Raw genomic sequence first — 21,739 nt, forward strand, 5'->3', positions numbered from 1 at the left:
CGGAGCCGACCGCGGGCCGGGCGCTCGGCAACGACGGCACGGAAACGGCGCTGGTCGCGCACCTCGCGCACGACCTGCCAGTTCTGGGCGCCTGGCGCTGGGGGATCGGGCAGGCCCTGCACCGACGCCCGGCACAAGACGGAGATCCTGCGCCACAAGGGCCTTGCCGATGCCCTGACCGCCGTCTCGCCCGCGCTGAGTCTGACCGAGGACGCCGGCCGGATCGAGGTCGACAAGCTCGTGCTGGGCAGGACGACGGCCGTGGACCCGGTGGTCGGCGCGGGCATCACCTTCGTGCCGTCGCACTTCGGCTGGCCCCATCTGATGGTCCTGCACGCCCCCGGCTGGCGCCCCGTCGTCCACTACCCGGTGGGCTCGCCCGAACTGCCCAGCCCCGCTTCGGTCGAGACGCTGAAGCTGCGCCTCGAAGCCCTCTCCCACCCCATACGTCTGCGCCTGTGCCGCAACATGGCCCGCGCGCCGTACACAACGGGCGAGCTGGCCATTGCGCACGGCCTGAGCGCGCCCGAGGTCTCCCGCCACCTGGCCGTGCTGAAGAAGGCAGGCCTCATCACCACCCGGCGCCGTGGCCGGTACGTCCTGTACCAGCTGGACGTGACCGTGGTGGCCCGGCTGGGCAGCGACTTCCTGGAGGGCATCCTGCGCTGACCCGACGCCGTGTCGGCGGCTGCCGATACGGCGGTGTTCCGAGGCGAGAGGAGGACACTCATGACCGCGGCGGACGACCCGCCGAGCGCCGACGCCCAGATGGCACCGGAGCAGTTCGAGGCGCTCGCGGCGGCTGCTGAGCGGGAAGCCGACGGCCTGCGCCTCGAATTCGTCCGCGGAAGGCTGGGGGACAAGGCCGAGCCCGATGGCGTGCACGACGAGATCATCATGTGGCTGCAGGCCCTCTGCATCCAGCACAACCCCGAGCTGGGCCTCTACGGCGAGCGTGGCCTGAGGATCGAGACCTGCCGCAAGGGCCGCGCACGTCCGGACGGAACACTCGCACCCCGCGGGCATTTCCTCCGCGCCGGTACCTGGGCCGAGCCCGAGGGCGTTCTCATGACCGTCGGAGTCACCTCGCACGACGTGGACACCCACGAGCGGGACCGGGTGGAGAAGCCCCGCGCGTACGCGGAGAGCGGCATCCCGGTCTACTCGCTCGTCGATCGCGAGGCGGGCGAGGTCACCGTGTACAGCGAGCCCGTCGAGGCGCCTACCAGGAGCGCCACTCCGCGGCATTCGGCAAGACGGTCTCACTGCCCGAGCCTGTCGGGCTCACTCTCGACACCGAGCCCCTCAGGACCTGGGCCGAGCAGGGCACCGACTGAGTCAGGCGCCGCCTCCGGCCCGGACAAGCCCCGTCTCGTACGCGAGAACCACCACCTGCACCCGGTCGCGCAGCCCGAGTTTGGTGAGGATGCGGCCGACGTGTGTCTTCACCGTCGCCTCGGACAGGACCAGCCGCGCCGCGATCTCGCCGTTCGACTTGCCCTGCGCGACCAGCACCATCACCTCGCGTTCGCGGTCCGTCAGCCGCTCCAGCTCCTTGTGCTGCGGCTCCTTGCCGGCGCTCGGCAGCATCGGCGCGAAACGGTCGAGCAGCCGCCGGGTCGTGGACGGCGCGACGACGGCGTCACCGCTGTGCACGGCCCGTATCGCGGCGAGCAGCTCGCCGGGCGGCACATCCTTGAGCATGAATCCGGAGGCGCCCGCCTTCAGCGCCGAGAAGGCGTACTCGTCGAGGTCGAAGGTGGTGAGGATCAGCACCTTCGGGGCGCCTTCCCGCTGCCCGTCCGCACAGACGCGGCGGGTCGTCTCCACGCCGTCCAGCTTCGGCATGCGGACGTCCATCAGCACCACGTCCACCGCGGTCGACCGCAGCACCTGAAGCGCCTCGACGCCGTCGCCCGCCTCCGCGACGACCTCCATGTCGGGCTGGGCCGCCAGCACCATGCGGAAGCCGGTGCGCAGCAGCGCCTGGTCGTCGACGAGCATCACGCGGATCGGCGGCATGGGGTGAGTCCCTTCGTGGACCTCGGAAGATCATGAGGAGAAGACATGAGAGCGGAGGCTGGACACATGAGGAGGTCAGAGCCATGAGAACGTGTCAACCGTGCCAGCCGACGGGCTTGAGCGGCAGCAGGGCGCTGATACGGAAGCCTCCCCCGGGCCGCGGCCCGGCGTCCAGCGTGCCGCCGACCATGCCGATGCGTTCCCGCATGCCGATCAGGCCGTGGCCCTTGCCGTCGGGCCCGCCTTCCTCGCACAGCTCGTGCGGGGCGCCCTTGCCGTCGTCCTCGACGAGCAGGCCGAGGCCGTCGTCGAAGTAGACGAGCCGCACGCTCGCCCCGGCGTTCGGGCCACCGTGCTTGCGGGTGTTGGTGAGCGCCTCCTGCACGATGCGGTACGCGGTGAGCTCCACGCCGCTGGGCAGTGGGCGCGGGGTGCCCTCGACCTTGAAGTCGACGGGCAGGCCGGCGCTGCGTACCTGTTCGATCAGCTCGTCGATCTGCTCGACATCGGGCTGCGGAACGTACTCGCCGCTCTCCTCGTGCTCCCCGGTCCGCAGCACGCCGAGCAGCCGCCGCATCTCCGCGAGCGCCTGGCGGCCGGTGCCGGAGATCGTCTCCAGGGCCTTCTTCGCCTGGTCGGGTGCGGTGTCCATGACGTAGGCGGCGCCATCCGCCTGCACCACCATGACCGACACGTTGTGCGCGACGACGTCGTGCAGTTCCCGGGCGATCCGGGCCCTCTCGGCGGCGACCGCGACCTTGGACTGCGCCTCGCGCTCCTTCTCCAGGCGGGCGGCGCGCTCCTCGAGCTGGGCGAGGTAGGCGCGGCGGGTGCGGAGGGAGTCGCCGAGCACCCAGGCAAGCGCGAAGGGCACGGTCTGGAAGACCGTGACGAGCACGTGCCCGGCGCCGCTGACGTTCTCCTGCGGCCAGCGCAGCTGGGACAGGGGCGCCGCGAACAGGCCGCCGACCAGCGCGAAGCGGGACACCCAGCGTTCGCCGGTCGCGGCCACGGTGTAGATGGCCACCAGCATCGCGAAGTCGGCCGGCATCACCGCGACGTCGAGGACCAGCTGGGCCATGCCCGCCGCGGCGGCGACCAGCAGCATCTTCTCGGGCATACGGCGTCGCAGGGCGACGGCGAGACAGAGGGCCAGCGCGATCGGGACGTACGCGACGGGCGGGTTCTCCTCCAGCGGAGATTCCAGCGCGCGTACGTAGTTCACGCCGGCGATCCCGAGGAGGAAGACGGCCCAGAAGCCGTCGACCCATGTCGGGTGCCTGCGGAAGTAGTCGTAGACGCGCTGCACGTCACCCAGAGTAGGAAAGCGTGCAGGGTGCAGGAGTCAACCGGAGGTTCGATCCGCACCTCGGCCTTGTACTCCCCAAGGTGGAGGTCCGCATGGCCGTTGCACTTAGCCTGGCGCCGTGACGGATGAGCGTAACGAGGACGCGTGCGGCTGGCGGGAGGCCACCGTCGAGGCGCTGTACGGGCCGGCTGGCTTCTATCGTGGGCCGGAGGGTCCAGCGGGCCATTTCCGCACGTCAGTGCACGCGTCGCCGCTCTTCGCCGCAGCGGTGGCACGGCTGCTGTGCCGGGTGGACGAGGCGCTGGGACACCCCGCCGAACTGGCCTTCGTCGACATGGGCGCGGGCCGCGGTGAGCTCGTGTCGGGGGTCCTCGCGGCGCTGCCCGCCGGCGTGGCCGCCCGCGCGCGCGGGTACGCGGTCGAGCTTGCCGTGCCCAGACCGGCCGGGCTCGACCACCGGATCGAGTGGCTTGCCGAACCGCCCCAGGATGTGACGGGGCTGCTGTTCGCCAACGAGTGGCTCGACAACGTCCCCCTGGATGTCGCCGAGACGGACGCCGCCGGTGTGCCGCGGCTGGTCCTCGTACGCGCGGACGGCACCGAGACCCTCGGAGCTCCGGTCGACGGCCGCGACGCGGAGTGGCTCGCGCGGTGGTGGCCGTTGGCGGCGGGGCGCGGGTCGGGCACCGAGGGCCGGTCGGACGCCGGGGGCCAGTCGGGCCTGGGCGGCCCGTCGGACGCGGGCCCCGGGGCGTACACAGCACCCGTGCCGCCGCACGCCGAACCCGGCCTGCGTGCCGAGATCGGTCACCCCCGGGACGACGCATGGGCCGCCGCCGTCGCCACGCTTGCCCGCGGGCTCGCCGTCGCCGTCGACTACGCCCACCTCAAGGACGCGCGGCCGCCCTTCGGAACGCTGACCGGTTTCCGCCAGGGCCGGGAGACGACGCCGGTGCCGGACGGCTCCTGCGACATCACGGCGCATGTCGCGCTGGACGCGTGCGCGCTGCCGGGTGCCCGGATTGTCACCCAGCGCGCCGCCCTGCGGGCGCTGGGCGTGACGGGGGCGAGGCCGCCGCTGTCCCTGGCCTCGTCGGATCCGGCGGCGTACGTACGCGCCCTCGCGGACGCGGGGGCAGCCGCCGAGCTCACCGCGCCGGGCGGCCTCGGCGACTTCGGCTGGCTCCTGCAGCCCGTCGGCGTAGCAGCGGACCTGTTGTACGTGCCGGCCGGGGACGTACGTACCGACGGGTGGTGACGTTCTGGTCGGGCTACTTGTCGATGTCCCCGACGACGAAGAACATCGACCCCAGGATCGCCACCATGTCCGCGACCAGCGTGCCCGGCAGCAGCTCGGTGAGCGCCTGGATGTTGTTGTACGAGGCGGAGCGGAGCTTCAGCCGGTACGGCGTCTTCTCGCCCTTGCTGACCAGGTAGTAGCCGTTGATGCCGAGGGGGTTCTCGGTCCAGGCGTACGTGTGGCCCTCAGGCGCCTTCAGGACCTTCGGGAGGCGCTGGTTGATCGGGCCCTGGGGCAGCTCGGCCATGCGGTCGAGGCAGGCGTCGGCGAGGTCGAGCGAGATGTGCGTCTGTTCAAGGAGGCACTCGAAGCGGGCCAGGCAGTCGCCTTCCTCGCGGGTGACGACCTCGAGAGTGTCCTGGAGCTCGCCGTACGCGAGGTAGGGCTCGTCGCGGCGCAGGTCGAAGTCGACGCCGGACGCGCGGGCGATGGGGCCGCTCACGCCGTACGCGTGGACCGTCTCCGGCGTGAGGACGCCGACGCCGCGGGTGCGGCCGCGGAAGATCTCGTTGCCGAGGACCAGCCGGTCGTACACGTCCATACGGGAGCGGACGTCGGCGACGGCGTGCCGGGCGCGCCCGAGCCAGCCGGCGGGCAGGTCCTCCTTGAGGCCGCCGACCCGGTTGAACATGTAGTGCATGCGGCCGCCGGAGATCTCCTCCATCACGGCCTGGAGCTCCTCGCGCTCCCGGAAGGCGTAGAAGACCGGGGTGATACCACCCAGTTCGAGGGGGTACGAGCCGAGGAACATGAGGTGGTTGAGGACGCGGTTCAGCTCGGCGAGCAGCGTGCGCATCCACACCGCGCGCTCCGGGACCTCCATGCCGAGCATGCGCTCGACGGCGAGCACGACACCGAGTTCGTTCGAGAACGCGGAGAGCCAGTCGTGGCGGTTGGCCAGCATCACGATCTGCCGGTAGTCGCGCGCCTCGAACAGCTTCTCGGCACCACGGTGCATATAGCCGATGACCGGCTCCGCATGCCGGATCCGCTCGCCGTCCAGGACGAGCCGCAGCCGCAGCACGCCGTGCGTGGACGGGTGCTGAGGGCCGATGTTGAGCACCATGTCGGTGCTCTCGGCGGCGCCGCCGATGCCGATCGTGGTCTCCGTCGTAGGAGTCATGGGAACAGTCTCTCGTACGTAGGCTTGCGGTATGGAGACGGGGACTGGGGCAGAGGACGGCACCGGGGCCGGGGCGGGGGACGGCACCGGGGCCGGGGCGGGGAATGGAGCCGAGGCCGGGGCGGGGAATGGAGCCGAGGCTCGGGCTGGGGTCGGGGCCGGCGTTGGGGGCAGCGTGCATGCCGCTGGGACAGGAAACGCCGAGACTGAGCCCGAGTGGACGGGACTGCCACCGGGGCTGCTGCGGATGCGGCGGCTGTTGCTGGTGGTGTGGCTGGTGCCGTTGACCGTGGCGGCGGGGTTGCTGCCGGGGCTGCTCGCCGGAACCGGCTGGGCAGCCTTCGCACTGCTGCCGTTGGCGCTGCTGCTGTGGGGCTGGTCGATGCTGGGACGCAACTGGCGCTCGTGGCGGTACGCGGAGCGCGCGGACGACCTGCTGATCAGCCGGGGTGTGCTGTGGCGGGAGGAGACGATCGTGCCGTACGGAAGGATGCAGCTGGTCGAGGTCACGTCGGGCCCGGTCGAACGCCACTTCGGCCTCGCAAGCGTGCAACTCCACACGGCGGCCGCGACCTCCGACGCACGCATCCCCGGCCTGCTCCCGACCGAGGCGGAACGCCTGCGCGACCGCCTCACGGAACTGGGCGAGGCCCGATCGGCCGGACTGTGAACGGCCAGGGGTCTGCGAACGGCGAGGCGCCCTCGAACCCCGGACCGGCCGACGAGGGGCCGACTGCGGACCAGCCACACGAGCCAGGGGCGGCCGCGAGCCGGACGCAGACAGCCGAGGGCACGGGAACGGGCACCGGCACGGGTTCGGGCCCGGGCACGGGCACCGGCACGGGTTCGGGCCCGGGCACGGGAACGGGCACCGGCACCGGCACCGGCACCGGCACCGGCACCGGCACAGGTTCGGGCCCGGGCACGGGTACGGGCACCGGCACCGGCACAGGCACGGGTAGGGGCGCGGGCACCGGCACGGGTACGGCCCGGGGCGACGGCGAGGGCGTGGCCGAGCGGCGGTTGCATCCCGTCACGCCCCTGCGGCGCGCGTGGGCGCCCATCGCCGTTGTCGCCGGCTGGGCGGTGCACGACCCGGACCAGGCGCAACGGCGGCTGACCGAGCTCACCACGTTCACGCTGCTGCTCGGCCTGGCCGTACTGATACCGGTCGCCGCCCTCTACGGCTTTCTGACCTGGTGGTACACGCACTTCGCCGTCACCGGCACGGAACTGCGCATCCGCACCGGGCTGCTGTTCCGCCGTACCGCACATATCCGCCTCGACCGGCTCCAGGCCGTGGACGTCACCCAGCCCCTGCTGGCCCGATTCGCAGGCGTCGCGAAACTCAGACTCGACGTCATAGGGACGGACAAGAAGGACGAACTCGCCTATCTCGGCGAGAAGGAGGCCCGTGTCCTCCGTGCCGAACTCCTCGCCCGCGCCGCCGGGTTCGCGCCCGAGACGGCACAGGAGGTCGGCGAGGCCCCGGCACAGCGGCTGGTGCATGTTCCGCCGCGGATGCTCGCGGTGTCGCTGCTGCTCACCGGCGCGCCCTGGGCGATGCTGCTGGCCTCGCTCGTCGTACCGCCGCTGATCTGGATGGCCACCCACAACGTGTGGACGGTGCTGGCCACGGCACTGCCGCTGCTGGGCGCCGCCGGCGCGAACAGTGTGGGCCGGTTCATCGGCGAGTACGACTGGACGGTCGCCGAATCCCCGGACGGGCTCCGTATCGACCACGGACTGCTCGACCGTACGCACGAGACTGTGCCGCCGGGCCGGGTGCAGACCGTCCGCATCATCGAACCGCTGCTGTGGCGGCGGCGCGGCTGGGTCCGTGTCGAGCTCGACGTGGCCGGTTCGTCCAACTCCGTACTGGTGCCGGTGGCTTCGCGGGAGGTCGCGGAGACGGTGATATCGCGGGTGCTGCCGGGCGTGACGGTGCCGGGCGCGTTGTCCCGCCCGCCGAGCCGGGCGCGCTGGTGCGCACCGTTCTGGTGGCGTGGTTACGGTCTCGCGGTCACGGACGCGGTGTTCGCGTCGCGTCACGGGCTGCTGCGCCGCAGCCTGTCGCTGGTGCCGCACGCGAAGGTGCAGAGCGTACGGCTTGTCCAGGGGCCCTGGCAGCGCGCCCGGTCGCTGGCCGACCTCCATGTGGACACGGGCGCCAACAAGACCGTGACCGCCGGGCTCCGCGACGCCGCCGAGGCGGCGACCCTCCTGCACGCCCAGGCGGACCGCTCCCGTACGGGCCGCCGCGAGGCCCGCCCGGACCGCTGGATGGCCTGAGCGACGGCCTGCGGCGGCCCGCACGCGGGCCCGGAGGCGGGAAGGGCGCAGCGGCGCAGCCCACGACGGCGGGTGCCCTCGCGCCCTCGCGAGACGAAACGGCCGTCAGGCCTGCAGCGCCGACCTCAGGTCCGCCACGTCGATCTGCTCAGTCTCGTCGTGCTCCGTCAGGTCGATGACCTGGCCGACCGCCCGACCGGTGTCGGTGGCCGGCTTGAACTCGGCCTCGGCCTCCGACTTGTGGAGGGCCAGAACCTCCTCGCCGACGACATCCGCCAGGTCCTCGTTCTGCACCGCTGCGAGTGCGGCCGGCGCCACGCTCTTGGTGCCGAAGAAGTCGAAGCTCCCCTCGACCGCTCGGCGTCGCGCGGGGGCGGGCGGTACGACCGCCGCGGCAGTCGGCACCAGATAGTGGCCCATGGGTGCGGCGGCCGCGCGCGTGTGCTCGACGGCCGCCACGGACTTCCCCTGCGACTCGCCCTCCCCAGCGGCAGCGCCCTCCCGCGCGGCGGCTCGCTCGCCGGCGGCCGCATGCTCCGCCGGGGCCCTGCCGCTCTCCGCCCGGCCGGTACCGGCCGAGTCAGTCTTCACTGACGCGCCACCCCTCGCAAGGCGGTCCAGCGCGGAGTTGGCTCGCAGGAAGAGTTCCGGACTCGGAGCCGCCTGGCCGGAAGCCGCGGACACGCGCCGGGCGGGCTCGGGCCCGGCGCCCGCGGACCCGTCGGACGCGCGCTCGTTGGACGCGCGCTCGTTGGACGCAGGCTCCGCAGGAGCGGGAACCCTGGACGCAGCCCCCGCAGAAGCGAGCACCGTGGACGCCGGCGCCACCCCGGCCCCCGTGGCCCCGCCCGCCGGCGGCAACGCCCTCGCCGGGGCCGCCGCCTCTATGGCCAGCAGCCGCCGTCCCTCCAGCGCGGAGGCCCGCTCGGTCTCCGCGGTCGCGTAACGCCGCAGCAGTGCCGCGTGCTCGGTGCGCAGCGCAGCCAGCTCGGCGCGCTTCGCCCGCAACTTGTGCTCCAGCTTGATACGCAGCTCACGCGACTCGTCGAGGTCGGACTCGAGCTCGGCCGTCCGCTCCTCGTAACGCCATTCGTCGCTCTGGCGCGCCCGAATGAGCTCTGCGACACGTTTGCCCGCCAGCCGGTCCCAGCGACGCATGACGACCGCACCCGCGACGGTCACCGCCGCGGCGGCCCCGGCCAGCCCACGGAGCACCACCGGCTCCGTGAACAACCAGGCGCCGGCGGCGCAGACGAGCGAGGCGCCTGCGATCGTCGAGGGCGGCAGCAGCCTGTGCAGGGGTGGCGAATGGCGGTGACGTCCACGTGGCATGGCCAGAAACTTACCGCGCGTAGGCGAATCATGGTGCCCCGGCAGGCAAAAAATGGTACGCCGGTCACGGCCTTCTTGATCAGCTTGTGTTCCGCGTTGACCTTCCCTCCGAGTTCGACGAGATCGGCCGTCGTGAGTGTCTTCGTCAACCTCCCCAGTACGTCGGCTATATCGGTGCTGCCCGCGTGATGCGACCGGCAGCCCGACGCCCCGGCGCGGCGAACCGCGCTGCGGAAGCTCGTGGAACACGCGGAGCCTGAAGCTGCTTCGGGCGGGCGACGCGGTCGATCAGAACGCGTTCGCGGTGAGTACGGCATTTCGCGGAGAAGCACCACCTCATCACTCAAGGCGACCTGCTTCGCGTTCGGCCCGTTCTCCTTGAGATTGAGGAATTCGGCAAGTGTCGCGGCGTATTCGGGAACGACGTCGATGGCGCCCTTCTCCACGGGGCCTGTGCCCCCTGCATACCTTTGCCGTCGCTTTTCCCCCTGTTGCCCTTCCGTGGGTGAACCCGCCCTCCCGGTACGCCCTCCTAGAGAACGCACCGTCCCCCGACGCCGGTTCGGCGTCGGGCCTCATGGGCCCCCGGGACCGCCTGGGGTCAAGGTGTTGGCAGAGGTGCTGGCAGAGCTACGGGAGACGATGCCCGCCAGGATAGATAGGGATATATCGGTCATGACTCCTGACGGCACCGTGCAAGGCGGCAGGATTCGCGGACACTTGGCGCCCGAAGACGCAGGCACGCTGCGGCACACCGGGCCTCAGCCCCTCACATTCGGGCGCATGCTTCGCGGCCCCCGTGCCGACGCCGTGCCCGCCATCGTCGCCCGGGCCCCTACGTTCGTCGGCCTGGTGGACGTCGCGGCAGGCGTCTTCCCGCGCTTCCGGCACAGCCGGATGCACGCCATCGCAGAGGTACTGCCGGGCGCGCTCGGCCCGTTCGCAGCCGCCCTCTCGCTCAGCACCGGCATCCTGCTGCTGCTCCTCGCCCACGGACTGCGGCGCCACAAGCGGCGGGCCTGGCAGGCCGCCGTGGGGCTGCTGCCGGCGGGCGCCGTGGCGCAGTTCCTGTACCGGCACTCGATCGTGGGCGTGCTGATCTCCCTCGTGCTGCTGGCGCTGCTGCTGCGCCACCGGGACCAGTTCGCGGCGCTGCCCGATCCGCGCAGCCGCTGGCTCGCGCTCGCCAACGTCGTCCTCATGGGCGCCGGCTCTCTCGCCCTCGGCCTGGTCATCGTCAGCGTCCACCCCGGCGAGACGGTCGGCGACCCGAGCCTCGCGGAGCGTCTGGAGCACGTCCTGTACGGGCTGTTCGGCTTCGAAGGCCCCGTCGACTACACCGGTCGTACGTCATGGACGGTCGCTTACTCGCTCGGGGCCCTCGGCCTCATTACCGCGATCACCACCATCTACCTGGCGCTCCGCCCGGAACACCCGGTCGCACGCCTCACCGCGGACGACGAGGCGCGGCTGCGCGAGCTCCTCGCCCGGCACGGCGCCCGCGACTCGCTCGGCCACTTCGCGCTCCGCCGCGACAAGGGCGTCGTCTTCTCGCCCAGTGGCAAGGCGGCCGTCTGCTACCGCGTCGTGTCCGGCGTCATGCTCGCCAGCGGCGACCCCATCGGCGACGTCGAGGCCTGGCCGGGCGCGATCGAGCGCTTCATGGACGAGGCCAGGATCCACTCGTGGACGCCCGCCGTCATGGGCTGCTCCGAGACGGGTGGCGAGGTGTGGGCCCGCGAGACCGGTCTGGACGCGCTCGAACTGGGCGACGAGGCGGTGGTGGACGTCGCGGATTTCTCCCTCTCCGGGCGCGCGATGCGCAATGTGCGCCAGATGGTCAGGCGGATCGAGCGGGCCGGCTACGAGACCCGCGTACGGCGCGTCCGTGATCTCGGCGACCAGGAACTGGACCGGATCCGGAGAGCCGTCGACGACTGGCGCGGCACCGACACCGAACGCGGGTTCTCCATGGCCCTCGGACGCGTCGGCGACGCCGCCGACGGCGACTGCCTGATCGCGACGGCGCACAGAATCGAAGGGGCGGCGCGATGGGGGTCCCCCCAGGCTTTCGGCTCTGGGGGAGCCTCGGGCAGGGCGGTGGTGGGAGACGGGCGGGACGACCCGGCACCGGGGTCGTACGGCGACCTGAAGGCCGTACTCCACTTCGTCCCCTGGGGTACGGACGGCGTCTCGCTCGACCTCATGCGCCGCGACCGCGCCGCGGATCCCGGCATGAACGAACTGCTCATCGTGGCGGCACTGCAGGCCGCCCCGAGGTTCGGCATCGAGCGCGTCTCCCTGAACTTCGCCATGTTCCGCTCGGCCCTCTCGCGCGGCGAGAAGCTCGGCGCGGGCCCGGTCCTGCGCGCCTGGCGCGGTCTGCTGGTGTACCTCTCGCGCTGGTTCCAGATCGAGTCGCTGTACAGGTTCAACGCGAAGTTCCACCCGCGCTGGGAGCCGAGGTTCGTGGTGTTCCGCAGCACCCGCGACCTGCCGCGCATCGGCTTCGCCGCGCTGCAGGCGGAGGGCTTCGTGACACCGAGGCTGACCCGGCTCACCGGGATCGGCGCGCAGGCGCGGCGGCAGTGCGCGCATGGGGCGGGGGTGGAGCGGAGGCGGGGTGTCGAGGCGGCCCATTAGGGGCGCGGAGTTTCGGGCGCGTTCCGCCGGGCAGGCCGCGGAGCGGCCGGACACACCCCGCCGGAGGCGGGCAAAAAAAGGGCGAGTGGGTGGAAACCGGCCACGGAGCGGCCGAAATCCCCCGCCAAAGGCGCCAAAGGCAGAAAAGCCCCGCCACAGGCGCATCGGGGCGCCCCGCCCCTGGCCGCAACGGTGATCCCCCGCCAAGGCGGGGAGACCCAAGCACCCCGCCCCCGGGCCTAGGCTGGAAGCCATGAGTACGTTGCGTAGCCACCGCCAGGTGACGGGTCTGCCCAAGTGGGACCGCTGCGCGGTCATGGGCGTCGTCAATGTGACCCCCGACTCGTTCTCGGACGGCGGCCGCTGGTTCGACACGACGGCCGCCGTCAAGCACGGCCTCGACCTCGTCGCGCAGGGCGCGGACCTGATCGACGTCGGCGGCGAGTCGACCCGTCCGGGCGCGACCCGCGTGGACGCCGACGAGGAGCTGCGCCGGGTCATCCCCGTCGTCCGCGGCCTCGCCTCCGAGGGCGTCACCGTCTCCGTGGACACGATGCGCGCCTCCGTGGCGGAGCAGTCCCTTGCGGCCGGTGCCGCGCTCGTCAACGATGTCAGCGGCGGTCTCGCGGATCCCGCGATGGTCCCCGTCGTCGCCGAGGCCGGCGCGCCGTTCGTGGTCATGCACTGGCGCGGGCTTCTGGAGGGCCGGAACATCCCCGGGACGTACGACGACGTGGTCGCCGAAGTCGTATCGGAGCTGCACGCGCGCGTGGAGGCCGTCATCGGGGGCGGCATCGCCCCGGACCGGATCGTCGTCGACCCGGGCCTGGGCTTCTCCAAGGAGACCGCGCACGATCTGGCGCTGCTTGCGCACCTGGACCGCCTGCACGCGCTCGGCTACCCGCTGCTCGTCGCCGCGTCCCGCAAGCGGTTCCTCGGCCAGGTGCTGAGCGGCCCCGACGGCGCCCCGCCGCCCGCCCGGGAGCGGGACGCCGCCACCGCCGCGGTTTCGGCCATCGCCGCCCACCAGGGCGCGTGGGCGGTACGTGTCCACGAGGTCCGGGCCACCGCGGACGCGGTCCGCGTCGCCCGTGCCGTAGAAGGAGCCCGGTGACCGGCCCCCGTACCGACGTCGAGCAGGTCGAACGCGCCAACACCGCCTTCTACGAGGCGATGGAGCGCGGCGACTTCGACGAGCTGTCGGCGCTGTGGCTGACAGCGTCGGACACCGAGGACGGACCGGGTGCCTCGGTCACGGCGGACGAACTCGACGAGACCGACATCACCGACGGGGAGGACATGGCGGACGCCGTGGTCTCCGCGCGGCCCGAGATCTCCTGCGTACATCCCGGCTGGCCGGTGCTGACGGGCCGCGGTGAGGTCCTCAGGTCGTACGCGCTGATCATGGCGAACACCGAGTACATCCAGTTCTTCCTGACCGATGTGCACGTCTCCGTCAGCGGTGACACCGCGCTGGTGACCTGCACCGAGAACATCCTCAGCGGCGCCCCCGCCCCGGACGGCGGGCCCGAACCCGGCCCGCTCGTCGGCCAGCTGGTCGTCGCCACGAACGTGTTCCGCCGCACATCCGCCGGCTGGAAACTCTGGTCCCACCACGCCTCTCCCGTACTGGCCGAATCCAACGGGGACGAGGACGACGAGACCCCCGCCTGAGTGGGTAGGGGCCTGGCAGGGACGAGGAGTGGTTGGAATCACGTCGGCCCGGGTATGGACGGCTACCACCCCGGTCGTGGCCACGTCCGGCCGCCCGGAAGGCCCATGATCCAGCCCGCCCTGACCCTCGTGGGCTGGGATTGTCGGTGCTCACGGGTAGATTCGACCGTGCTGGTGAGCCGACCGCTCTCGGACGAGGCGGTTCGGATCACGGGCGATGACCCCACCCCGGCCGGGCGCCCCGGCCGTGGGGAACAGGTCGTGTCCGCCAGATGAAAACCGTCCGATGACTGCAGGAGTGATTCGCGTGGATCGTGTCGCGCTGCGCGGCCTCAAGGCCCGTGGGTACCACGGCGTCTACCCGAAGGAGCGCGAGGAGGGCCAGGTCTTCATCGTGGACCTGGTGCTGGGGCTCGACACGCGGCCTGCCGCGGCCGACGACGACCTGGCGAAGACGGTGCACTACGGCATCGTGGCGGAGGAGGTCGTGGCCGTCGTCGAGGGCGAGCCGGTCGATCTCATCGAGACGCTTGCCGACCGCATCGCGCGTACCTGCCTGAAGCACGACGGGGTCCAGGAGGTCGAGGTGTGCGTCCACAAGCCGGACGCCCCGATCACCGTGCCCTTCGACGACGTGACCGTCACGATCAACCGGAGCCGAGTATGACTTCGTTCGTCAGCTGGGGACAGAGCGACCCGACCGTCCAGCCGGTTCCCGTTTCGGTGGTGGAGCAGGTGGACGCCGCCGACACGACCCTGAGCAATCCGAAACGGGCCGTGATCTCGCTGGGGTCGAACCTCGGCAACCGCCTGGAGACGCTGCAGGGCGCGATCGACGCCCTGGAGGACACGCCGGGCGTCCGCGTCCGCGCCGTCTCGCCGGTCTACGAGACCGAGCCCTGGGGCGTCGAGCCGGGCAGCCAGCCCGCCTACTTCAACGCGGTGGTCGTCGTGAAGACGACCCTCCCGCCCTCCTCGCTCCTGGAGCGCGCGCACGCGATCGAGGAGGCCTTCAGCCGCGTACGGGACGAGCGCTGGGGCCCGCGCACGATCGACGTGGACATCGTCGCCTACGCCGACGTGGTCTCGGACGACCCGACGCTGACGCTCCCCCACCCGCGCGCCCATGAGCGCGCCTTCGTCCTCGCGCCGTGGCACGACGTCGAGCCGGAGGCCCAGCTGACCGGCCGCGGCCCCGTCGCCCAGCTGCTGGCCGGCGTCACCCAGGCGGGTGTGACGCCGCGCGCCGACCTGGAACTCCGGCTGCCCGAATAGTCGTCAGGGTCGAGCGGACCCACGTTAGGGTCGAGCGGACCAAGCTTTCGCCGAGGGCGGCGAAGGCCGGTGGCGACGAAGGGACGACGTGAAACAGCTGCGCATCAGGGTGCTGGCCGGCCTCTTCGTGGTGGCCGGGGTGCTGTCCTGGGCAGGCGCCCGGCTGTGGGACTCGGTCGGCACCCTGCCGCGGGTTCCGCTGGCCGCGCCCATCGTGCTGGCGCTGATCGCCGTCGTCCTGCTGGCGACGGCGCTGTCCATCCGGACGCGGCTCCGGGCCCAGCGCGAGCGCCGCCCGGGTGCGAAGGGCGTCGACCCGCTGATGGCGGCCCGCGCCGTCGTCTTCGGCCAGGCCAGCGCGCTCGTCGCGGCTCTCGTCTCCGGGATGTACGGCGGGGCGGGCGTCTTCCTGCTGGAGTCCCTCGATGTCCCGGCCCGCCGCGACCAGGCGATCTACGCGGGCTTCTCGGTCCTCGCCGGTATCGCCGTGATCGCTGCCGCGTTCTACATGGAGCGTGTGTGCAAGCTTCCCGAGGACGAGGACACCCCCGGCCAGGGCGCTACCCCGGCGACGTAAACCGCCGCGCGGGCCCCGGAACCGAGCGGCACCCGGCACCCGGCACCCGGCACCCGAGCGGCACCGGACCAGGTTCCTCGGTGCGATGGGGAGACGCCTCTCACGAGGCACCTGCAAGCGTGCTCACTTCGCCATGATCAGGCTCATCGCCTCAGCGCGCGTGGCCGGATCCCGCAGCTGGCCACGGACCGCCGAGGTGATCGTCTTGGCCCCGGGCTTGCGTACGCCCCGCATGGTCATGCACATGTGCTCGCACTCGATGACCACGATCGCCCCGCGCGGCTCCAGGATCTCCATCAGCGAGTCGGCGATCTGCGTGGTCAGACGTTCCTGCACCTGCGGGCGGCGCGCGAAGACATCCACGAGCCGTGCCAGCTTCGAAAGCCCGGTGATCTTGCCGTCGTTGGACGGGATGTACCCGATGTGAGCGAACCCCACGAAGGGCACGAGATGGTGCTCACAAGAGCTGAGCACCTCGATGTCCTTCACCAGGACCATCTCGTCATGCCCCAGGTCGAACGTCGTCGTCAGGACGTCCTCGGGCTTCTGCCACAGACCGGCGAATATCTCCTTGTACGCGCGCGCCACGCGCCCCGGCGTATCGCGCAGGCCCTCCCGGTCCGGGTCCTCGCCGACCGCGATCAGCAATTCGCGTACGGCGTTCTCGGCGCGCTTCTCGTCGAACTCGCCGATGGTGCCCTCGCCGTCCAGCGTCACGGGGTCGGTCATGTGTGCCTCGTTCCTGTGGTGTCGCATACGGGCATACGACAATGCCGCGCCCCCCAAGGCTAAAACCTTGGGGGGCACGGCATCATTCCGGTACAGCTGTGAGCTGCGCGACCACCGAGGTGATCACCCTCGGTGCGGCCGAGGCGGTCAGCTGTCGGTGCGCTCCTCCGGGGCCGGAGCGATCTCGGTCGGCGACACGGGTGCCGCCTCCGATGCCGCGCCTGCCGCCGTCACCGCGGGCGTGGCGCCGTTCGTACCGGTCGTCAGCGACAGCTCCTTCGGGGAGAGCACCGGCGGACGGGTCGAGGGCGTACGCCGGGAGGAGCCGGTCCACGCGGGACGGGCCGGACGCTTGACGATGGGAGCGAAGATCTCGGCGATCTGCTCCTTGTTCAGCGTCTCCTTCTCCAGCAGCGCGAGGACCAGGTTGTCGAGGACGTCACGGTTCTCGACGAGGATCTCCCAGGCCTCGTTGTGCGCGTTCTCAATGAGCTTCTTGACCTCTTCGTCGACGAGCGCCGCGACCTCTTCCGAGTAGTCCCGCGGGTGCGACATCTCGCGGCCCAGGAACGGCTCGGTGTTGTCGCCGCCGAACTTGATCGCGCCGAGCCGCTCGGTCATGCCGTACTGCGTGACCATGGCCCGCGCGGTCGCGGTCGCCTTCTCGATGTCGTTGGCCGCACCCGTGGTCGGGTCGTGGAAGACGAGCTCCTCGGCCGCCCGGCCACCCAGCATGTATGCCAGCTGGTCGAGCATCTCGTTGCGCGTGGTCGAGTACTTGTCCTCGTCCGGCAGGACCATCGTGTAGCCCAGCGCGCGGCCACGCGACAGGATCGTGATCTTGTGGACCGGGTCGGAGTTCGGCGAGGCCGCCGCGACCAGGGCGTGACCGCCCTCGTGGTACGCGGTGATCTTCTTCTCCTTGTCCGACATGATCCGGGTCCGCTTCTGCGGGCCCGCCACGACGCGGTCGATGGCCTCGTCCAGCATGTGGTTGTCGATCAGCTTCTTGTCGCTGCGGGCGGTCAGCAGCGCCGCCTCGTTCAGCACGTTGGAGAGATCGGCACCGGTGAAGCCGGGGGTGCGCCGGGCGACGGCCGAGAGGTCGACGTCCGGTGCGACCGGCTTGCCCTTCTGGTGGACCTTGAGGATCTCCAGACGGCCCTGCATGTCCGGCCGGTCGACGGCGATCTGCCGGTCGAAGCGGCCCGGGCGCAGCAGCGCCGGGTCGAGGATGTCGGGCCGGTTGGTGGCGGCGATCAGGATGACGCCGCCCTTCACGTCGAAGCCGTCCATCTCGACGAGCAGCTGGTTCAGCGTCTGCTCGCGCTCGTCGTGGCCACCGCCGAGGCCCGCACCGCGGTGGCGGCCGACGGCGTCGATCTCGTCGACGAAGACGATCGCCGGGGCGTTCGCCTTGGCCTGCTCGAAGAGGTCACGGACACGGGAGGCACCGACACCGACGAACATCTCGACGAAGTCGGAACCCGAGATCGAGTAGAACGGCACGCCCGCCTCGCCGGCGACGGCGCGCGCGAGCAGCGTCTTGCCCGTACCGGGCGGGCCGTACAGCAGCACGCCCTTGGGGATCTTGGCGCCGACGGCCTGGAACTTCGCCGGCTCCTGCAGGAACTCCTTGATCTCCTGGAGCTCCTCGACGGCCTCGTCCGAGCCCGCGACGTCGGAGAACGTCGTCTTCGGGGTGTCCTTGGTAATGAGCTTGGCCTTGGACTTCCCGAAGTTCATGACCCGGGAGCCGCCGCCCTGCATCTGGTTCATCAGGAACAGGAAGACGACCACGATGAGGACGAAGGGGAGCAGAGAGAGCAGGATCCCGACGAACGGGTTCTGCTTCGACGGCGACACGGTGTAGCCGTCGGGAATCTGCTTGTCCTCGAACTTGGCCTGCAGGTCCTTGGCGAGGTCGACGCCCTGGTCGCCGATGTAGCTCGCCTGGATCTTGCCGCTGTTCTCGACCTTCTGGCCATCCTTCAGCTCGACCTTGATGGTCTGCTCGTCACCGGTGGTCAGCTTGGCCGACTTCACCCGGTTGTCGTTGATGGCCTGGACGACCTGACCGGTGTCCACTGTCTTGTAGCCGCCGGACGAGCCGACGACCTGCATCAACACGACCACGGCAAGGACGGCCAGCACGATCCACATGACCGGCCCACGGAAGTATCGCTTCACGTCCATCCATACGGAGCGGTGCCGCTCCGTCCCTCCTGCCATAGTGAGTTTGATAAAGACTGTTCTTCGGACGGTACCCCAGGATCGTCACCCGACGCTGCGGAGAAGACCGGCAATACCGCCTCGGATGGTCCAACGGCGGAAAACGCCTGGGGGTTCCCGAATGTCCTGTGGGCCCGGGCACACCCGGACCACCGGCTGGGGGGAACACCCGTCGCCGCTCAGGAACCGCCGTAGACGTGGGGCGCGAGCGTACCGACGAACGGGAGGTTGCGGTACTTCTCGGCGTAGTCCAGGCCGTACCCGATGACGAACTCGTTGGGGATGTCGAAGCCGACCCACTCCACGTCGATCGCGACCTTGGCCGCCTCCGGCTTGCGCAGCAGCGTGCACACCTTCAGCGACGCCGGCTCGCGCGAGCCGAGGTTCGAGATGAGCCAGGACAGCGTCAGCCCCGAGTCGATGATGTCCTCGACGATGAGGACGTGCTTGCCCTTGATGTCGGTGTCGAGGTCCTTGAGGATCCGCACGACACCGGACGACTGGGTGCCCGCGCCGTACGACGACACGGCCATCCAGTCCATGGTGACGGGGGTGGACAGCGCACGGGCCAGATCGGCCATGACCATCACCGCGCCCTTGAGGACACCGACGATCAGCAGGTCCTTGCCCGCGTACTCCGCGTCGATCTTCGCGGCCAGCTCGGCCAGCTTCGCGTCGATCTCTTCTTTGGTGATGAGCACCGACTTGAGATCGGCACCCATGTCTTTCGCGTCCACCCGCATCACTTTCGGTCGTGTCCGCCGACGTCCCGGTCGTCTGCCGTACCAGGCGTACCGGGGCTCTTCGTCAGCCTTGCCGAATCACCAGTCTGCCACCCTGCCGCTGGGCGACGACGCGGCCGGGGAGATTGATGGCGCCCTGACCGCGCCACCCGGTGATCAGCCGGTCGACTTCCTCGATGTGGCGGGCGAACAGCGAACCGGCCGGGGCGCCCGCGGCGATGGCGGCGCGGCGCAGGATGCGGCGGCGTACGGCGGGCGGCAGCGCGTAGAGCTTGGCGCATTCCAGCAGGCCGGAGGCGTCGCGGACGGAGGCCTCGGCCTCGGCGGCCCAGGCGTCGAGCGCGTCGGCGTCGTCGCGGGAGAGCTGGGCCGTGCGGGCGAGGGCCTCCACGACGCCCTTGCCGAGCGCCTTCTCCAGGGCGGGCAGGCCTTCGTGGCGCAGGCGCGAGCGCGTGTACGCGGGGTCTGTGTTGTGCGGGTCGTCCCAGACGGGCAGCGACTGGACCATGCAGGCCTTGCGGGCGGTCTGCCGGTCGAGGTGCAGGAAGGGGCGGCGGTAACGGCCGGCGGCCCCGGGTCCCCCGGAAACAGCAGCCATTCCGGACAGGGAACGGATGCCGGAGCCGCGGGCGAGGCCCAGCAGGACGGTTTCCGCTTGGTCATCGCGGGTGTGGCCGAGCAGGATCGCCGCGGCGCCGTGGCGCTCTGCGGCGGCGTCCAGCGCGGCGTACCGGGCCTCGCGGGCGGCAGCCTCGGGACCGCCGTCGCGGCCGACCGACACGACGACGGAGTCGACGGGGTCCAGGCCGAGGGCGGTGAGCCGCGCGACGACTTCGGCGGCGCGGAGGTCAGAGCCGGGCTGCAGACCGTGGTCGACGGTGATGCCACCGGCGCGGATGCCGAGTTTGGGGGCTTCGAAGGCGAGGGCGGAGGCGAGCGCCATGGAGTCGGCGCCGCCGGAGCAGGCCACGAGTACCAGGGCGTCCCCGGGCGCGCGCTCGGTGTGGGCCGCATGGGGCTCGGGAGTGCGCTGGGCGCTGAGGTCGATGAGGACGTCGTGGAGGACGCGGCGGACCGCCAGGCGTATCGCCGCGACCGCTGGATGGGGACCCATGTCCGGTTCCCTTCGGGAGTTCGGGAGTGTGCCTCGGAATCTGTCACTCGGTCACCGAGTGCCTGCGCCGGCCGCCCGTCTCGCACGGGCCGTTCAGTCACTCAGAGTGGTTCGATGGTGACAGAGCCGAGCCGTTACCCGAGCATTGCACGCCTTCTCAAGCCTCACGGTCCCTCGGACGGGTGATAACGGGCGTTCTTCGCGGTCGGTGCATCCAGATCGTCGCTGCCCGGCTCATCCCAGCTCACGACTCCGCTTTGCGGTGCACCCGCGCGACCCAGTCCGCCGGTTTGGAGATCTCGGACTTGGTGGGGAGCGTGTTGGGCGAGGTCCAGATCCGGTTGAAGCCGTCCATGCCGACCTCTTCGACGACGGACCGTACGAACCGCTCGCCGTCCTTGTACTGCCGCAGTTTCGCGTCGAGGCCCAGCAGCTTGCGCAGGGCCACGTCCAGGCGGGAGGCGCCTCGGGCGCGGCGCTGCTGGAACTTCTCGCGGATCTCGCCCACGGACGGCACGACCGCCGGGCCGACGCCGTCCATCACGAAGTCCGCATGGCCCTCGAGGAGCGACATCACGGCGGTCAGCCGGCCGAGGATCTCCCGCTGGGCGGGGCTCTGCACCAGCTCGACGAGGGAGTGGCCGCCGTCGTCCTCCTCGCCCTCCGGGCGGCCGCCGGCCAGCGACTGCGCGGCCTCCCTGATCCGCTCGAGGACGGTCATGGGATCGACGTCCGTCTCGGCAAGGAACGACTGGATCTCGCCCTCGAGGTGGTCGCGCAGCCAGGGAACGGCCGTGAACTGGGTGCGGTGCGTCTCCTCGTGCAGGCACACCCACAGCCGGAAGTCGTGCGGGTCCACGTCGAGCTCGCGCTCCACGTGGACGACGTTCGGCGCCACGAGCAGCAGCCTGCCCCCGCCGTTGCTGCCGGCCGGGAGCTCGCGCGTCGCCGGGGCGAAGGTCTCGTACTGGCCGAGGACCCGCGAGGCGAGGAAGGACAGCAGCATGCCCAGCTCGACGCCGGTGACCTTGCCGCCGACGGCGCCGAGGACGGCACCGCCCGGGCCGCCGCCGCGGCGCTGCTGCATCTTGTCCAGGAGGGGCTTGAGGAGTTCGCGGAACCCGGCGACGTTGGCCCGGACCCAGCCGGGCCGGTCGACGACGAGTACGGGGGTGTCGTGGGCCTCGTCGGTGCCCAACCGGGTGAAGCCCCGGACGTGCTCCTCGGAGGCCTTGGCATGCCGACGCAGCTCCGCGACGACGGCGCGGGCCTCGTCGCGGGTCACCTCCGGGCCCGGCCGTACGAGCCGGGTCGCGGTCGCCACCGCGAGATTCCAGTCGACCATCTCGGCACCACCGATGCTCGTCATGCGTC

18 protein-coding genes and 3 pseudogenes are annotated in these 21,739 nt (G+C 71.3%); 11 read left to right on the forward strand and 10 right to left on the reverse strand.

Translation table 11 applies throughout. From position 1 onward, the window contains the following. Positions 1 to 123: 123 nt before the first annotated feature. Both H1D24_RS03925 and H1D24_RS03930 read left to right on the forward strand, forming a co-directional pair. Positions 124 to 669 (forward strand): annotated as a pseudogene (locus H1D24_RS03925) (ArsR/SmtB family transcription factor); the annotation flags it as partial. 99 nt (positions 670 to 768) lie between these two features. After that, positions 769 to 1,167: pseudogene (locus H1D24_RS03930) on the forward strand (Uma2 family endonuclease); the annotation flags it as partial. A 171-nt stretch (positions 1,168 to 1,338) separates the two neighbouring features. Here H1D24_RS03930 and H1D24_RS03935 read toward each other — a convergent pair. Further along, entirely contained in the window at positions 1,339 to 2,022 is a 684-nt protein-coding gene (locus H1D24_RS03935; protein WP_181655957.1) for a response regulator, read from the reverse strand. Between the two features lie 94 nt (positions 2,023 to 2,116). Continuing rightward, a complete protein-coding gene (locus H1D24_RS03940) occupies positions 2,117 to 3,331 on the reverse strand; it encodes a sensor histidine kinase (protein ID WP_181655958.1) in 1,215 nt (404 codons plus the stop codon). A 118-nt stretch (positions 3,332 to 3,449) separates the two neighbouring features. On the opposite strand from H1D24_RS03940, the gene H1D24_RS03945 reads away from it, so the two are divergent. Continuing rightward, positions 3,450 to 4,589: an SAM-dependent methyltransferase gene (locus H1D24_RS03945; protein ID WP_181655959.1), complete on the forward strand. Its 1,140-nt coding sequence runs from the start codon at positions 3,450 to 3,452 to the stop codon at positions 4,587 to 4,589. Between the two features lie 13 nt (positions 4,590 to 4,602). Here H1D24_RS03945 and H1D24_RS03950 read toward each other — a convergent pair whose 3' ends face one another. Further along, positions 4,603 to 5,754 (reverse strand): NADH-quinone oxidoreductase subunit D, encoded by a 1,152-nt coding sequence (locus tag H1D24_RS03950; protein WP_181655960.1) that lies wholly within the window; start codon positions 5,752 to 5,754, stop codon positions 4,603 to 4,605. Between the two features lie 175 nt (positions 5,755 to 5,929). On the opposite strand from H1D24_RS03950, the gene H1D24_RS03955 reads away from it, so the two are divergent. Next, the gene (locus tag H1D24_RS03955; RefSeq protein WP_309484193.1) at positions 5,930 to 6,424 is read left to right on the forward strand and encodes a PH domain-containing protein; all 495 of its coding nucleotides are present in this window, start codon (positions 5,930 to 5,932) and stop codon (positions 6,422 to 6,424) included. 338 nt (positions 6,425 to 6,762) lie between these two features. Further along, positions 6,763 to 8,046 carry a PH domain-containing protein gene (locus H1D24_RS03960; protein WP_181656381.1) on the forward strand — a complete coding sequence of 428 codons (1,284 nt, stop codon included), beginning with the start codon at positions 6,763 to 6,765 and terminating at the stop codon, positions 8,044 to 8,046. Positions 8,047 to 8,151: 105 nt separating this feature from the next. On the opposite strand, the gene H1D24_RS03965 is transcribed toward H1D24_RS03960, so the two are convergent. Together H1D24_RS03965 and H1D24_RS42075 are read right to left on the reverse strand one after the other, a co-directional pair. Further along, entirely contained in the window at positions 8,152 to 9,378 is a 1,227-nt protein-coding gene (locus tag H1D24_RS03965) for a hypothetical protein (protein ID WP_181655962.1), read from the reverse strand. A 337-nt stretch (positions 9,379 to 9,715) separates the two neighbouring features. Next, positions 9,716 to 9,824 (reverse strand): annotated as a pseudogene (locus H1D24_RS42075) (amino acid ABC transporter substrate-binding protein); the annotation flags it as partial. A 337-nt stretch (positions 9,825 to 10,161) separates the two neighbouring features. Here H1D24_RS42075 and H1D24_RS03970 point away from each other — a divergent pair. The 6 genes from H1D24_RS03970 (at position 10,162) to H1D24_RS03995 (ending at position 15,547) form a co-directional block, all read left to right on the forward strand. Continuing rightward, positions 10,162 to 12,021 (forward strand): phosphatidylglycerol lysyltransferase domain-containing protein, encoded by a 1,860-nt coding sequence (locus H1D24_RS03970; RefSeq protein WP_181655963.1) that lies wholly within the window; start codon positions 10,162 to 10,164, stop codon positions 12,019 to 12,021. A gap of 253 nt (positions 12,022 to 12,274) precedes the next feature. Further along, positions 12,275 to 13,135 (forward strand): dihydropteroate synthase, encoded by an 861-nt coding sequence (gene folP, locus H1D24_RS03975; RefSeq protein ID WP_181655964.1) that lies wholly within the window; start codon positions 12,275 to 12,277, stop codon positions 13,133 to 13,135. Beyond that, positions 13,132 to 13,695, forward strand: coding sequence for a nuclear transport factor 2 family protein (locus tag H1D24_RS03980; RefSeq protein WP_181655965.1), 564 nt, complete (start codon positions 13,132 to 13,134; stop codon positions 13,693 to 13,695). The genes folP and H1D24_RS03980 overlap by 4 nt, the downstream gene beginning before the upstream one ends. A 307-nt stretch (positions 13,696 to 14,002) precedes the next feature. After that, on the forward strand, positions 14,003 to 14,362 hold the full coding sequence (folB, locus tag H1D24_RS03985; protein WP_181655966.1) for a dihydroneopterin aldolase: 360 nt from the start codon (positions 14,003 to 14,005) through the stop codon (positions 14,360 to 14,362). Then, positions 14,359 to 14,970 carry a 2-amino-4-hydroxy-6-hydroxymethyldihydropteridine diphosphokinase gene (gene folK, locus H1D24_RS03990; RefSeq protein WP_181655967.1) on the forward strand — a complete coding sequence of 204 codons (612 nt, stop codon included), beginning with the start codon at positions 14,359 to 14,361 and terminating at the stop codon, positions 14,968 to 14,970. Before folB ends, folK begins: the two co-directional genes overlap by 4 nt. 88 nt (positions 14,971 to 15,058) lie before the next feature. Next, positions 15,059 to 15,547 carry a DUF3180 domain-containing protein gene (locus H1D24_RS03995; RefSeq protein WP_181655968.1) on the forward strand — a complete coding sequence of 163 codons (489 nt, stop codon included), beginning with the start codon at positions 15,059 to 15,061 and terminating at the stop codon, positions 15,545 to 15,547. 123 nt (positions 15,548 to 15,670) lie between these two features. Here H1D24_RS03995 and folE read toward each other — a convergent pair whose 3' ends face one another. The 5 genes from folE to H1D24_RS04020 form a co-directional block, all read right to left on the reverse strand. Next, positions 15,671 to 16,276 carry a GTP cyclohydrolase I FolE gene (folE, locus tag H1D24_RS04000; RefSeq protein WP_181655969.1) on the reverse strand — a complete coding sequence of 202 codons (606 nt, stop codon included), beginning with the start codon at positions 16,274 to 16,276 and terminating at the stop codon, positions 15,671 to 15,673. A 147-nt stretch (positions 16,277 to 16,423) separates the two neighbouring features. Then, the gene (gene ftsH / locus H1D24_RS04005; protein ID WP_181656382.1) at positions 16,424 to 18,472 is read right to left on the reverse strand and encodes an ATP-dependent zinc metalloprotease FtsH; all 2,049 of its coding nucleotides are present in this window, start codon (positions 18,470 to 18,472) and stop codon (positions 16,424 to 16,426) included. A gap of 215 nt (positions 18,473 to 18,687) precedes the next feature. Further along, on the reverse strand, positions 18,688 to 19,251 hold the full coding sequence (gene hpt, locus H1D24_RS04010) for a hypoxanthine phosphoribosyltransferase (protein ID WP_181656383.1): 564 nt from the start codon (positions 19,249 to 19,251) through the stop codon (positions 18,688 to 18,690). Positions 19,252 to 19,315: 64 nt separating this feature from the next. Next, positions 19,316 to 20,365: a tRNA lysidine(34) synthetase TilS gene (gene tilS, locus H1D24_RS04015; RefSeq protein ID WP_181655970.1), complete on the reverse strand. Its 1,050-nt coding sequence runs from the start codon at positions 20,363 to 20,365 to the stop codon at positions 19,316 to 19,318. Positions 20,366 to 20,609: 244 nt separating this feature from the next. Beyond that, positions 20,610 to 21,734: an Rv3626c family coenzyme F420 biosynthesis-associated protein gene (locus H1D24_RS04020; RefSeq protein ID WP_181655971.1), complete on the reverse strand. Its 1,125-nt coding sequence runs from the start codon at positions 21,732 to 21,734 to the stop codon at positions 20,610 to 20,612. Positions 21,735 to 21,739: the final 5 nt, after the last annotated feature.

Source organism: Streptomyces himalayensis subsp. himalayensis, from assembly GCF_013778455.1.
Taxonomy (GTDB): Bacteria; Actinomycetota; Actinomycetes; order Streptomycetales; family Streptomycetaceae; genus Streptomyces; species Streptomyces himalayensis.

Bases quoted from the DNA above. Each gene is read 5' to 3' on its own strand.
- H1D24_RS03965 (WP_181655962.1), bottom strand. From the start codon at position 9,378: ATGCCACGTGGACGTCACCGCCATTCGCCACCCCTGCACAGGCTGCTG.
- H1D24_RS03935 (WP_181655957.1), bottom strand. From the start codon at position 2,022: ATGCCGCCGATCCGCGTGATGCTCGTCGACGACCAGGCGCTGCTGCGC.
- H1D24_RS03950 (WP_181655960.1), bottom strand. From the start codon at position 5,754: ATGACTCCTACGACGGAGACCACGATCGGCATCGGCGGCGCCGCCGAG.
- folE (WP_181655969.1), bottom strand. From the start codon at position 16,276: ATGACCGACCCCGTGACGCTGGACGGCGAGGGCACCATCGGCGAGTTC.
- hpt (WP_181656383.1), bottom strand. From the start codon at position 19,251: ATGCGGGTGGACGCGAAAGACATGGGTGCCGATCTCAAGTCGGTGCTC.
- folP (WP_181655964.1), top strand. From the start codon at position 12,275: ATGAGTACGTTGCGTAGCCACCGCCAGGTGACGGGTCTGCCCAAGTGG.
- folK (WP_181655967.1), top strand. From the start codon at position 14,359: ATGACTTCGTTCGTCAGCTGGGGACAGAGCGACCCGACCGTCCAGCCG.
- H1D24_RS04020 (WP_181655971.1), bottom strand. From the start codon at position 21,734: ATGACGAGCATCGGTGGTGCCGAGATGGTCGACTGGAATCTCGCGGTG.
- H1D24_RS03970 (WP_181655963.1), top strand. From the start codon at position 10,162: ATGCTTCGCGGCCCCCGTGCCGACGCCGTGCCCGCCATCGTCGCCCGG.
- tilS (WP_181655970.1), bottom strand. From the start codon at position 20,365: ATGGGTCCCCATCCAGCGGTCGCGGCGATACGCCTGGCGGTCCGCCGC.
- ftsH (WP_181656382.1), bottom strand. From the start codon at position 18,472: ATGGACGTGAAGCGATACTTCCGTGGGCCGGTCATGTGGATCGTGCTG.